Raw genomic sequence first — 12,526 nt, 5'->3', positions numbered from 1 at the left:
CGTCGCGTCGGCCGCAGTCACTATCGCCCTGGCGGTTGCCGCCGTGACCCGGGGCCAGAAGCAAGAGGTGCTGTCGGCGAAGCTGAATGCGCAGCTCGTTCAGCTGACGGTCACACCGACCATGTCCGGGAGGGGAATCGGGTTCGATCGCAGCTCCTGGACCATCCGGCTCCACAACGGTTCGTCCGGTCCCATCCACCATCTGGAGCTGGGACGATCAAACCACCGGCCCAGATCACCGCCGGACGCAGTCACCGAGAGCCGTGGATTGCTCTCCAACCTTCGGTGTCACTTTCATCGTGGTTCTCCCCTGCGCCGGCACGAACTCCCGGGCGCTTCCATGACACGAGTTCGAACCGAACGAACTGCTCACGAGTGTTTCGCGTGCGGTCCAGCGAGGTCCGATGCGTCCGGAACGCCCGCTTGAACGTACCGACAGCGGGAACAAGACGCGTGGGCTACGCAGTCGACGTTGGTCGAGGGGCGTCCGAGCGGATGCCCCTGTCGAGGATGCCGACGATCGTGGTGACGAGTAGGTGTAGATGGTTGGGCTCGGCACGCAACCTGTCGGCGCGCCAGTGCAGGGCGAGGACTCCGTTCATTGCCGCCCACAGAGCGGTCGAGGTGATCATCGGGTCCAGGTCCGGGTCAATGGTGCCGTCAGCGATCCCGTCGGATAACGCGGCGGCGAGTTTCGCATTCTGTTCCTCGATGAGGTCGGCCACCCGTGCTAGCGCGTCCGGCTCAGCGGGCGGGTCGACCAGCAACCGGAACTGATGTGGTCGTTCGGCAGCGAACCGGGTGTAGGCCTCGGCAGCTCGAAAAATCCGGTCTCTGGGTGTGCCCGGGGCGGCGTACGCGGCGTCCATGTACTGGCGGTTCTTCTCCAGCGCTCGCTCGGCTACCGCGATCAACAGCGCGGAGCGCCCACCGAGGCGATTGTAGATCGTCTGCACTGCGACATCGGCGCGTTCGGCTACCGCATCCAAAGTCAGGGCATCGGTTCCCTGGTCGAGCACGAGTTGTTCAGCGGCGTCGACGATCGCTCGATAGGTCGCTGCGGCCCGCCGCGCGGTCCGGGTCATGCCTGCGGCACTCATCCGAATCACTCTACGGCCAGACTAGATTTAAATCCATTGTTGTAATGGCTTCCACAATTGGAATTGATACCATGTAGTTTGTGGCGTAGGCCATAGGGGCTGCGAACGAGCAAAAGGAGTTGTGGGCATGTGCGAGCGCCTCGAGGTCCGATTCCGCTCCGGAGGTGTCGAGTGCAGCGCGTGGCTGTACCTGCCCGCAGGCGGCCCAGCTCCGATCATCGTCATGGCGCACGGTCTGGGCGGCATCCGGCAGATGCGGCTCGACGCATATGCCGAGCGGTTCCGTCAGGCCGGGTACGCCTGCCTCGTCTTCGACTACAGGCACTTCGGCGCCAGTCAAGGCACACCGCGCCAGCTGATCGACATCCGGCAGCAGCTCGAGGACTGGGCGGCGGCCATCGCATACGCGCGCTCGCTCGATGCCGTCGACGGCCGCCGTGTCGTGCTATGGGGCACCTCCTTCGGCGGCGGACATGTGCTGGTCGCGGCTGCCCGTGACGGCGGTGTCGCCGCGGTGGTGGCCCAATGTCCCTTCACAGACGGCCGCGCCTCGGTGCTGGCGATGTCGCCGCCGACCGCGATACGGGTCACCGCACGGGCGTTGCGTGATGCGATCGGAGCGCGCCTCGGCAAGGAACCTGTCATGGTCACCACCGCCGGACCACCGGGATCAACAGCGCTGATGGCCTCACCGGATTCCGAACCCGGCTATCTCGCGCTGGTACCCGACTCGGCACCATTCGCCAACCAGGTCGCCGCCCGGATCGCGTTGGCGGTTACCTTCCACGTCCCCGGCCGCAGTGCCGCGCGCGTGCGGTGTCGCATCCTGTTCTCCGTCTGCGAACACGACGCGGTCGCGCCGGCGAAAGCCACGCTCCGGCATGCCCGCAAAGCCCCGCATGCCCAGATCGAGCTCTATCCCGCCGGGCATTTCGACATCTACGTCGGCCAATGGTTCGAACGCGTCATCGCCGATCAAATCACTTTCCTCCACGCCCACGTCCCACCGCTAGCCACTGCCGAGGAGTCCGAGCAATGACCCACTATCTACTCATGGCCGCACCGTCGCTCTCACCGGGTCCACCGGCGGACTGGGCAGCGAGTTGGCCCAAGCGCTGCGTGCGCGCGGAGCGAATCTGGCGCTGCTCGACCTCGACGCCGATGCCGTAGGCGCCCAAGCGAATACCTTGGGGACATCGGACGAAGCTCGCGGCTGGCGCGCCGATGTTCGCGACCTGGACAGCTTGGACGCGGCGATGGCCCAGGCCACCGAGCACTTCGGGCGGCTCGACGTCGTCATCGCCAACGCCGGAATCGACACCATGGCTCCCCTGGCCACCCTCGAACCGGCAGCCTTCGAACGTGTCGTCGACATCAACTTCACCGGTGTGTGGCGCACCTTCCGCGCCGGACTGCCTAGCGTGCAGGCCACTCGTGGCTACCTGTTGGCGATCTCCTCGATGGCCGCGTTCGTGCACTCCCCCCTGCAGGCCTCCTACACCGCTACGAAAGCCGGCGTTTGGGCGATGTGCGACAGCATCCGGCTCGAACTGCGCCACCAAGGCGTAGCCGTCGGCAGTGTGCACCCCACATTCTTCCGAACTCCGATGATGGACGATGTCATCGCCGACCCCGCCGGCCGGGTTCTGTGGGGCGGGAACGAGAAGGGCCTGTTCAAGATGGTGCCCAGCGAGACAGTCGTACAGGGCATCGTCCGCGGCATCGAGCGACGCTCCGAACTGATCGTGGTCCCCAAACGCAACACCATCATCGCCAAGGCTCCCGGCCTGTTCCGCCCCGTCCTGGACCGCATCGCCTGGAAAGACACCACCATCGCCCGCGCCACCGAACTGGCCGCGCCGGCCGGCTGGCACGACCACCACGCCATCGCCCGCACACCACAACCACCGACTGAGGAGCGCACGTTGCCCGAACTCTGGTCTCTTGCCGGTAAGACCGTACTCATCACCGGTGCCGCCGGCGGTATCGGCTCCGCCAGCGCCGCGAGGCGCTACACGACCGCGGAGCCAACCTCGTACTCACCGACATCCACCAGGACGGCGTCGACCAGCCAGCGGAACGCCTCGGCCGCAACCGCACACTGCCGCTCGCGGTCGTTGTCACCGACAGCGACGCCTTGACCAAGGTCGTTGAACAATCCGTCGACCGATTCGGTCACCTCGATATCGCGGTCGCCAATGCCAGCATCGAAGGCGATGTCGTGACTGTCTATTACGCGGACGACGGCGAGCGCATCGGGACCGCGCGCCGGCCTGCCCTGGCGGGAGAGGTGGCGGGCACGGTATTCCTGGTGGGCTTCTGCGGGGCGGCTATCGCGCTCTGCGTGTGGGTAATGCTATTGACGGCGAACGATTTCCAGGTGTGAGCACGCCCGGTACGAGTCCGCTGGGCAGTGCGGCGATCGGGGCCTCGCGCTCCTCGGCCAGGTCGTCGCTGATGACGACTTGTTCCTTACCTGGACTGGAGCCACCCCCGACGCCCTCCGGACCGCAGCCGTCGCCCGAGCCTGAACATCTACCTTCTGGGAGCGCTGTTCAGACCAGACCCTTACTGAGGCCGTGGAGGGCCCGATCCAGCACCTCGCACAGCACCTCATGTGGATGGGCGAGCCAGTACTCATAGGACGCCACAGCGACGCCGAGGGCGGAATAGGCAACCGTTTGAGGAAGGAGTTCGTCAGCAGCCACGCCGAGCCTGGTGGCCGCGAAATCCGCGACGACGTCGCGCCATTCTCGGTAGCGAAGGGTCGAATGGGCGTGCAGCGCAGGGACTTTCAGGATGAGTTCCATCCTCCTTCGGTGCCACGGGACGTGCTCCGGGTCGAAGCGATTGAAGTCGACGACCACACAGCGGACCGCATCCGTGACTGGCTGGTCAGCTGGGCACGCCGATGCCGCGCATAAGCCGGCGATCGCCTCCTGTTCGGCGGTGAACAGCATGTCCATGCGAAACTACCTGTCCTTCGGAAGCGCCGAGCAGACGCTCGCCGATGATATTGCGTTAACCTTGGCCTCGCGCCGGACCTTGTTGCCGTGCCGGTCGCACTGCATCGTCGTGACCCGGTCGACCGCCTTGCGGCCGACCAGCTCACCAGCGCCAAGAACTCCTCGCTGATCAGCGACCACAACTCGGCGGTGATCAGCTCATCGGCACCCAGGTCCGTCGAAGTCTGAACCAGCGTGGCCGTCAGCAGCAGGCCGCCCGACAAGCCGCGGCCAACGGCGACGACAAGTTCTTCAAAGCGGTGCTCGAGGAGGCGATGCGGCGGCGCACCGTGATTGCCGCGATAGCCCGAAACGTCGTTTGTGTGCGGTCACGTGGACGACCGAATCGCATCTCTGGATCGGCTCGGTGGGCCACCTGAACGGGCTGATCTGGGACTCTCCGATGCGGCCTGGTGTTCGTCCTGTGGACAAGGAACCGCTGGGTCTTTACCTTTCCTTCTCATGCAGCGGACGATTGACGGGTCAGATCTTCCGACTTGCAGGGGGCCCGTTATGGGCGGCATGGGAGTGCTCGACAAGGGGGCCCGGCCGATGTTCCACTTCGTTCTGGGTTGGCTACCGAATACACCTGCCCACTCGGCGAGGAGGCAACGCGGCACCCGACGCAGCCGCAGCCGAATTATTTTGCAGTCCAAGGCGCGTCGAGACCGGCACGATCCGGTATGGATGAGGCCCTTAGATGCTCACGGTCAGGGCATTGTTCAAGACGCTACGCGAGATGTACGAATAGCGAGCCACACGATCCCGGTGGGCAATACCGGCCATCCTGATTCGGGAACCGTACGGTGAGGAGGATGCCCAGAGGACGGTCCTGCCGGGCGACACGGCGGACGAGGCTCATGAGCAATTGGCCTAAGTACGGTCGCGCATGACACACCGGCGTGTTTAAGAATTATTTACTCTGACCCCTATAGGGTGCGAGCAAACCAACCTCAAATACCTCTTCTTGTCTAGCTTATTCCCTGTAATTCGGTGGCAGTATCGTAGTGATTCGTCTCGACTAGTGCGTTTCAGTTCTCGGCTAACTGTTGTTCGTCCGGTGTATTGCTATTTCGTGGCTTATTCGGTTCGACCTTTGGAACGCGCGCCAGGCAATCGTGCCTCTTCATTCCCGCCAGTGGTGCCAGGAATCCGGTTGCGTTACTTTGTCAGCTCACCGTTCCTCCTGATCGACTTACCCGGTCGTTGCCGAGCGGGCGGTGTCGAGGATTTCCAGCAGCCCGTCACGCACTGTATCGGTATATGGCGGCATCATTGTGGGGGCGATGCCGACACCGAGTTGGTTGGTCGTGATGGCGCGAGTGTGAGTAAAGGTGTCGAAACCGGCCTTTCCGTGATAGTAACCCATGCCACTGGGGCCGACTCCGCCGAACGGGGCGCCGTCAACCCGCAAATGCAAGGCAATGTCGTTGCGTGTGACTCCGCCCGAAGTCGTCAACCGTAGGAATGTCTGATAGTCGGCAGTGTCGTCGCCATACCAATAGGCGACGAGCGGATGGGGCCGAGCTCTCATATAGTCGATTGCCTCAGTGACGTCTTGGTAGGAGAAGACGGCAATGACCGGTCCGAAGATCTCCTCTCGAGCAATGGCCATCTCGTCCGTGACACCCAGCACGATGGAGGGTGGTATCCGCCTCGTTTCGGGGTCGGGAAGGCTGTCGCTTTCTCCGGCGGGTGCGATGGTGATGATCTCGGCACCCTTCGCTGCGGCGTCCTGGATCAGGCCGACGATCCGGCGGTAGTTGGCATCGTTGATCACCGTCGTCACATCGGGATTGCCGAGATAGGTCGGAAAGAACCGGCCGATGTGTTCCCGATACGCGGTGATGAATGTGTCGGTCTGGTCGGTGGGAACGAAAACATAGTCCGGACACAGACAGACCTGACCGCCGTTGATCATCCGGTTGGCGGCAATCCGCTCGGCGGCCACATTCACGTCGGCATCTGGGGCCACGACGACGGGGTTCTTCCCGCCCAGTTCGAGGGTGACCGGAACGAGGTTGGCACCAGCGGCCGCGGCGACACGCCGCCCGACAGCTGGGGATCCGGTGAAGAACAAGTGGTCGAATTCGAGATCGGAGAATGCTTGCGCCGTTTCCAGGCCGCCCCGGCAGACGTACACCTCCTCGGGTGCGAAGCGTTCGGCGATCGCCTCGGCAAAGACCTCGGCTGTCCGCTCCGGAACGTCCGAGAATTTGATCATCACACGATTCCCCGCCGCGAGTGCCTCGGCGGCTGGCTGGATGACCAATCCGAGCGGGAAGTTCCAGGGCCCGATCACTCCGACGACGCCTTTCGGGCGGTGCTGCAGGACCGTAGGCAGACCCGTTTCGGCAGATCCCGCGACGACCTCGTCTCGCATCCAGGTTTCCAGCTTTTCGTTCAGCTTCATCACGCTGGGCAGCACACCGGCCATGTCCGACATCAGGCTGAACAGTTCCGGGCGGTTGCCGAAATCGGCGTTCATCGCGGCGGTGAGTTCGGCGGAGTGGTCGGCGACCGCTTGTACTAGACAGTTGATCCGATCGCGGCGGGTTTGTGCGGTCGGCGGCCCTTCTTGCAAGAACGCAGCTCGCTGGGCGTCCAGAACTGCACGAAGCTGCGCTGCGGATGGATCGGCATCGAGTGAAAGCGGCTGGGGGGGCATTGTGAAGTCCTCTCGTTCGAATACAGTGATCGACAAGGTCAGGGAAAGGTAAGAACCGGTTTGATCGCACCGCCCGCGGCCATGGCCGCGACAGCGGTGTTGATCTCGGCGAATGGGAACGGCGTGACGATTCGCTCGATGGGGAACCGACCTGTGCGATGCCATTCGACGAGGTGCGGGATGAACTCGCCCGGGACGGCGTCTCCCTCGATGCACCCGCGCAGGGACCGCCCGCCACCGATGAATGGAGGGATATCGATGGTGGCCTGGGGCGCGCCGAGCCCGACCAGTACCAGTGTGCCCAACGGGCCCAGGGCATTGGCTGCGCCGGCGATCACCGCAGGCACCCCCGTGGTGTCCAGTGCATGCGTTATCTCGCCGCCGGCCGCGGTCTTGACCTGCTCGATGACATCGGCGGCCGAGCCGTCGATCGACGCAGCGACCCCCAGTTTCAGGGCCGTTTCACGTCGGCTCTCGGAGAGATCGACGGCGACAATGGTGGACACATCCAAGGCGCGGGCGGCCATGATGATGGCTGCCATTCCGACCGAGCCGGCGCCGTAAACGGCAAGGCGTGCATCCGATCCCGGCCGTAGCACGTTGGCCACCGCCCCCGCACCGGTCTGCATTCCGCAGCCGAATGACGCCGTGGTCGTGAGATCGACATCGTCCTCGACAACCACCGCATTGCGCTCGGTGACCAGTGCGTGAGTGGCGAAACTCGACTGTCCGAAAAACGCCCCGGCAACACGATTTCCGTCCTGGCTCAGCGGGCTGGAACCGTCCGCCCGTCCACCGGAAGAGTTTAGGACCGCGAATTGCGCGTAGTCGCTCGGCATCCCCGCCGTACACCGTGGACAGGAGCCACAGCTGTCATAGCTGATCAGGACATGGTCGCCGAGGGACACGCGCCGCACCGACGACCCAACCTTCTCAACCACGCCCGCGCCCTCATGGCCCAGAACGACCGGCGTGTCGGTGGGAAGCATCTGTCGAGTCAGGAGATCGGTATGGCAGATGCCGGCGGCCCGCATACGGACCAGGATTTCGTCGGGTCGTGGATCATCGATGTCGATCTCTTCGATGCTGAAAGGGGGGACGCCCCTCGGGACAGTGCGGCTTGCATTTTCATGGTTCCACTCGATGGAGTAGGGGAAATGGGGGTACCGACGGCGCGTCGGCAGTTTGTTCGGTGTCATCGGTTCTTCCACTGTGGCGAGCGGAAGTTGTTGAGACGGTGAATATTTCGGCCGCCAATGTGCGGGCGAAGGAGAGTGTGCCGTCCGTGGGCACGACGCGATCTTCGACGCCACCTGCCGGCCGAAACCCATCGCTACCGGCACGGCCTGTTCCGAACTGGTCACCAACCTGCTAGCACTTTGGGGATCCCGGTCTGAGTCCGGACGGTTTGAGCGTTCGATTCCGACCATGTCCCGTGTCTCGGCGCTGTCACCTCCACTGTCACGGGTTCCGTCGGCGCCCAGGCAGCGTGAACGGAATCAATCGTTCGGGACCGCAGGTGAGGTTGCGTAGCGCGACCACCGACTGCCGCGGTCCGGGGATCGGATGACCGATCTGCGCCTCGCCGGGAGTCGACTTCGTATGCTCCGCGATGGGCTGCAGCACCTGGTTGACCAAGGTGACCGGAGTCGTTGGTGCCGGGGCCCCGATCGCATTGAGTAACGCGTGGCCAAATGGGGGGCGCCGGTGGCTTCCTTGACGGACCGGAGATCACGGCTACTGTGCCGACCGCGCGATCCTCGGAGACGGCTTCGATCGCCTTGGTCCGGATCGTCGGATCGATGACGGCGGCACCTGTGACATCCAGCGGATTCTGCACCGTGCGGTACCGTCGCAGCGCCTGACGCCACCGCTGCCGTGTGACCGGGGCAAACACGAGCCGGAACAACGTCCGTACGCGATCCGGAGTGATCTCGGTACTCATCGTTGGGCACGCTCCTTGCGTGAAGTTTCCAACTGCTAAAATGCAGTCGGTACAGTTCACGAACTGGGCCGTTCAGCTTTTGCTCTTGGAGACTATACTGAACGAGCCCGTTCAGCAATAGTGGGGCCCCGCTTCTCGTGTGCGGTGCGCTCGATGATCTCGGCAGCGCACGGTGGGGCGGCTTCCGGGTAGATCCGCATTACCTGCCTGGACGCCACGAGTCGCGGGTTGGTACGCCTCGTGGTCGAGGCTCCTCGGAATTCGGCCACAACTGATCTCGCGCCACGCGGCGTTCGAACCGCACCTGATCATGTGACCCGACCGACCTCCGCGACGGCGTTGGCCCGGTCGCGTTAACGTCTGAACGTTGCGCCTCGCAATGCGCCCTCGATGAGATTGTCGACCATTATGGGGTCAAGCGAAGCGTTGTTGGTGTCCTGATCGACGAGGGCGCGCATCATCACTGCCCCACTGAGTGTCAGCATCAACTCCCCGGCATCCAGATCGTGCATGCCCTCGGCTCGCGCATGAGCGTCTACGGCTTGGATGATCGCGACCAGTTGCGGCTCCAGCAGTCTTTGCCGGTACTCCCTGAACACCTCCGGGATCCGGTTGGCCTCTACGTGTAACCGCAGGTGCGCGCTTCCGTCCACCGAGGAGAAGTAGTGGTAGACATTGGTGGCGAAATCGGTCAGCTGGACGCGAAGAGATCGGTCGCTCTCGTATCGGAATACCGGCCATCGGGCATACTCGAGAGCCGCGAGGAGCAGTGCGTCGCTGCTGGCGTAGCGCCGATAGAGTGCGTCCCGCGAAACGCGGGCAACCTTGGCTACGGCGTCGAAGTGAAAACCCGCGTGGCCGACATCTCGATAAACCAACCGGGCGGCTGACAGTACGCGCTCGTCGATGGCAGGGTCTCGTGGTCGACCGGTACGTGTCCCGGGCCCACTCGGTTTCACGCCGTCCGAGGACGTAGCTCGTCCACCCAAAGTCCTCTCCTTCCCATGTCCGAGTGGCGAATCGGCTGCCACTGCGGGGATCCGACTACCACCGTATCCGGACTGGTCCGAACAACTACTTGCCAACACAGTGTGTCGGTAAGTATGGTGCGATGCAGATCACAGCCAGGCCGCCGTCCGTATCGCGGATCGCCGGATTGGGCAGTAGGTAGATGAGGAGCTTGTTGTGTCTGACCTTCCGATCAGCATGAAGGCATACCGCGTTCCCGCGGGTGGTGGTGCCGGTGTGTGGCGCGATATCCCTGTTCCGTCCCCAGGGCCCGATGATGTGCTGATTCAGATGACGGCTGCGGGTATCTGTCGTACGGATCTCGAACTGATGGATCACGGCTTTATGCAGTCTGCCAAGGAGTACACGCTGGGGCACGAAAACGTGGGGTGGGTTGCTGCTGTTGGCAGCAATGTTCGGGACCTGAGCATTGGGGACTCGGTTGCCGTGTCGCCCTCGAGCTCGTGCGGTGCCTGTGAGTATTGCGTCGAGGGCAACGACAATGTCTGCCTCAATCGGCCTATGAGCTATGGGGTGGGCGGTGATGGTGGTCTGGCACCGTATATGGTGGCGCGGCGCCGGGACACTCTTCCGATCGGGGAGCTGGTCCATCTTCTCATCGCGCCTGCCGCGGACGCGGGTGCTGCCGCATATGGTGTGATCCATCGGGTGCTGCCGCATGTACGTGACAACGGGTATGTGGCGGTTGTCGGTGTCGGTGGCGTTGGTGCTTTCGCATTGCAGCTGCTGCGTTTCATGACGCCGGCGACGGTGATCGCGGTCGATTTGGCGGAGCGTCTCGACAACGCGATCGTGCGCGGCGCGGACCTCGGTGTGGTTTCCGGTCCTGGCACGGTCGAGGAAATCATGAAACTCACCTCGGGACGCGGTGTGGATGCCGTTCTGGAATTCGTGGGTATCGACGCGACGCTAGAGTTGTCATCGCGGATCGTGAAGCCGTTGGGCGCCGTCGGAATTGTCGGCACGGGCGGGGGGACGTTGCCGTTCAGATTCGGGCTGCCGCAGTTCGGTGCCGTGGTGTTCAACTCCGCGAGTTGCTCGTTGTCGGAGCTGAAGGCCCTCTTCGAGCTGGTGGGGGCGGGTAAAGCCGAAATCGACATCACCGAGTACGACTTCGAGAACCTCGAACAGGGCTACAGCGACTTGCGCGCGGGCCGGATCGTCGGTCGAGGTGTAATTCGTTTTCCGGGAGATCGCCCGACGCCTTAGCGCCCGCGTATCCACTCGATCCAAAAGATGGCGAGCCGGTTCGTCGTGCCCGCTGTCCAAGTTCCACAAGTAGGGCCGATCGGTCCGTATTCAAGGAGATCTGCAATGAAGACCTGGAAAGACCTGTTCATCGGGGGTGAATGGGTCGCGGCCTCCTCACCGGATGTGCTCGAAGTGCGCGATGCCGCCACCGAGCAGGTGTGTGGCACGGTTCCGGTTGTCACCGAAGACGACATCGACCGTGCGATCGCTGTGGCCCGTGAGGCCTTCGACCATGGGCCGTGGCCGCATACGACGCTCGAGGAGCGGGCCGATGTGCTGGGCCGGATCGCGGGGGAGTTGCGCCGGCGCGAAACTGAGCTTGCCGAACTGATCACTGCCGAGGTCGGTTCTCCGATCGCGTTCAGCACGGTCGGCCAAGCGCCGGCCGGAGCGGTCTTCTTCGACTACTACGCCGGGTTGCTAAAAATTGCGCCCTGGCGGGAGCCGCGACCCGGGTTGTTCGGCGTGGACTCCGTGCTGGTGCGTGAGCCGGTTGGTGTGGTGGCCGCGATCGTCCCGTGGAACGGGCCTGTCTATCTGCTCGCCAGCAAGCTCGCGCCGGCGCTCGCGGCCGGCTGCACGATCGTCATCAAGCCGTCCCCGGAAACGGCACTCGATGCAATGATCGTGGCCGAAGCGGTCCATGCCGCGGGATTGCCGCACGGTGTTGTGAGCATCCTTCCGGCCGGGCGAGAGGCGGGAGCCCATCTTGTTGCGTCGACACGCATCGACAAGGTGTCCTTTACCGGAAGTACGCTGGCAGGCCGTGATATCGCGGAGGTATGCGGTCGTAACCTCACCCGCGTAGCCCTCGAGCTGGGTGGCAAATCCGCGGCCGTGATCCTCGATGACGTCGACCCGGTCGAGGTGCTCCCGGGGCTCCTTCCCGGCATGTTCCTCAACAACGGACAGGCATGTGCCGCACTGACGAGGGTTCTCGTGCCGCGATCGCGTCACGACGAATGGGTCGCTGCGTTGTCCGCTGCCGTCGGTGCTTTGACCGTCGGTGATCCGCGGGAGGAAGGGACCGTCATCGGGCCGTTGGTCGCCGAGCGTCAACGGGACCGCGTGGAGTCCTATATCGCGCTTGCCCGGGAAGAGGGCGCCACCATCAGCGTTGGTGGCGGCCGCCCGGCCGGTCTCACCACCGGGTGGTTCGTGGAGCCGACGATCATTTCCGGCTTGTCGAACGACAGTCGCGTCGCGCAAGAGGAGATCTTCGGCCCCGTCGCTGTCGTCATTCCCTACGACACCGACGAGGAGGCCCTCGATTTGGCCAACGCCTCGGGATACGGACTGGCCGGGGCGATTTTCGGTTCGGATCCGGAACGCATCGAACGGTTCACGCAGTCGATGCGCGTCGGCACATGCAGCGTCAACGGATTCTTCCTCGACCCGGCATGGCCGTTCGGCGGATTCAAGGCCTCCGGAATCGGGCGAGAAGGAGGCATCGAAGGCTTGCTCGAATATACAGAAATCAAGACGATCGCCAGGGCCTCCAAGGCATGACGGATCGCTTCACCTCACA

At 63.7% G+C, this 12,526-nt stretch carries 10 protein-coding genes and 1 pseudogene; 6 read left to right on the top strand and 5 right to left on the bottom strand.

Annotation, left to right across the window (positions count from 1 at the left end; translation table 11 throughout):
• Positions 1-458 precede the first annotated feature (458 nt).
• Positions 459-1,085 (bottom strand): TetR/AcrR family transcriptional regulator, encoded by a 627-nt coding sequence (locus NA5_RS15025; RefSeq protein WP_062986219.1) that lies wholly within the window; start codon positions 1,083-1,085, stop codon positions 459-461.
• Positions 1,086-1,227: 142 nt separating this feature from the next.
• On the opposite strand from NA5_RS15025, the gene NA5_RS15020 reads away from it, so the two are divergent.
• The 3 genes from NA5_RS15020 to NA5_RS15010 all read left to right on the top strand — a co-directional run bounded on the left by NA5_RS15020 (position 1,228) and on the right by NA5_RS15010 (position 3,486).
• Complete coding sequence (locus NA5_RS15020) at positions 1,228-2,139, top strand: alpha/beta hydrolase (RefSeq protein ID WP_062986218.1); 912 nt, start codon at positions 1,228-1,230, stop codon at positions 2,137-2,139.
• 64 nt (positions 2,140-2,203) lie between these two features.
• Positions 2,204-3,241 carry an SDR family NAD(P)-dependent oxidoreductase gene (locus tag NA5_RS15015; RefSeq protein WP_245672242.1) on the top strand — a complete coding sequence of 346 codons (1,038 nt, stop codon included), beginning with the start codon at positions 2,204-2,206 and terminating at the stop codon, positions 3,239-3,241.
• Positions 3,148-3,486, top strand: coding sequence for a hypothetical protein (locus NA5_RS15010; protein WP_084484149.1), 339 nt, complete (start codon positions 3,148-3,150; stop codon positions 3,484-3,486). Before NA5_RS15015 ends, NA5_RS15010 begins: the two co-directional genes overlap by 94 nt.
• A gap of 169 nt (positions 3,487-3,655) precedes the next feature.
• Here NA5_RS15010 and NA5_RS15005 read toward each other — a convergent pair whose 3' ends face one another.
• A complete protein-coding gene (locus NA5_RS15005) occupies positions 3,656-4,066 on the bottom strand; it encodes an acyl-CoA-like ligand-binding transcription factor (RefSeq protein ID WP_062986216.1) in 411 nt (136 codons plus the stop codon).
• A gap of 87 nt (positions 4,067-4,153) precedes the next feature.
• On the opposite strand from NA5_RS15005, the gene NA5_RS40375 reads away from it, so the two are divergent.
• Positions 4,154-4,294, top strand: coding sequence for a hypothetical protein (locus NA5_RS40375; protein ID WP_157110428.1), 141 nt, complete (start codon positions 4,154-4,156; stop codon positions 4,292-4,294).
• Between the two features lie 1,006 nt (positions 4,295-5,300).
• Here NA5_RS40375 and NA5_RS15000 read toward each other — a convergent pair.
• The 3 genes and pseudogenes from NA5_RS15000 to NA5_RS14990 all read right to left on the bottom strand — a co-directional run bounded on the left by NA5_RS15000 (position 5,301) and on the right by NA5_RS14990 (position 9,596).
• Entirely contained in the window at positions 5,301-6,773 is a 1,473-nt protein-coding gene (locus NA5_RS15000; protein WP_062986259.1) for an aldehyde dehydrogenase family protein, read from the bottom strand.
• A gap of 38 nt (positions 6,774-6,811) precedes the next feature.
• Positions 6,812-7,905: pseudogene (locus NA5_RS14995) on the bottom strand (NAD(P)-dependent alcohol dehydrogenase).
• 1,166 nt (positions 7,906-9,071) lie between these two features.
• Positions 9,072-9,596, bottom strand: coding sequence for a TetR/AcrR family transcriptional regulator C-terminal ligand-binding domain-containing protein (locus tag NA5_RS14990; RefSeq protein ID WP_062986215.1), 525 nt, complete (start codon positions 9,594-9,596; stop codon positions 9,072-9,074).
• Positions 9,597-9,924: 328 nt separating this feature from the next.
• Here NA5_RS14990 and NA5_RS14980 point away from each other — a divergent pair, with 328 nt between their 5' ends.
• A complete protein-coding gene (locus tag NA5_RS14980; RefSeq protein WP_063813402.1) occupies positions 9,925-10,956 on the top strand; it encodes an alcohol dehydrogenase catalytic domain-containing protein in 1,032 nt (343 codons plus the stop codon).
• Positions 10,957-11,061: 105 nt separating this feature from the next.
• Positions 11,062-12,507 (top strand): aldehyde dehydrogenase, encoded by a 1,446-nt coding sequence (locus NA5_RS14975; RefSeq protein ID WP_062986210.1) that lies wholly within the window; start codon positions 11,062-11,064, stop codon positions 12,505-12,507.
• Positions 12,508-12,526: the final 19 nt, after the last annotated feature.

Origin of the sequence: Nocardia anaemiae NBRC 100462 (genome assembly GCF_001612725.1) — a bacterium.
Classification (GTDB): Bacteria; Actinomycetota; Actinomycetes; order Mycobacteriales; family Mycobacteriaceae; genus Nocardia; species Nocardia anaemiae.
This window is presented reverse-complemented; position numbering and strand designations above follow the sequence as displayed.

What these genes read in the sequence shown, in the direction of transcription:
- NA5_RS15000 (WP_062986259.1), bottom strand. Translation starts at nt 6,773, where the DNA reads ATGCCCCCCCAGCCGCTTTCACTCGATGCCGATCCATCCGCAGCGCAG.
- NA5_RS14975 (WP_062986210.1), top strand. Translation starts at nt 11,062, where the DNA reads ATGAAGACCTGGAAAGACCTGTTCATCGGGGGTGAATGGGTCGCGGCC.
- NA5_RS14980 (WP_063813402.1), top strand. Translation starts at nt 9,925, where the DNA reads ATGAAGGCATACCGCGTTCCCGCGGGTGGTGGTGCCGGTGTGTGGCGC.
- NA5_RS15005 (WP_062986216.1), bottom strand. Translation starts at nt 4,066, where the DNA reads ATGGACATGCTGTTCACCGCCGAACAGGAGGCGATCGCCGGCTTATGC.
- NA5_RS15020 (WP_062986218.1), top strand. Translation starts at nt 1,228, where the DNA reads ATGTGCGAGCGCCTCGAGGTCCGATTCCGCTCCGGAGGTGTCGAGTGC.
- NA5_RS15025 (WP_062986219.1), bottom strand. Translation starts at nt 1,085, where the DNA reads ATGACCCGGACCGCGCGGCGGGCCGCAGCGACCTATCGAGCGATCGTC.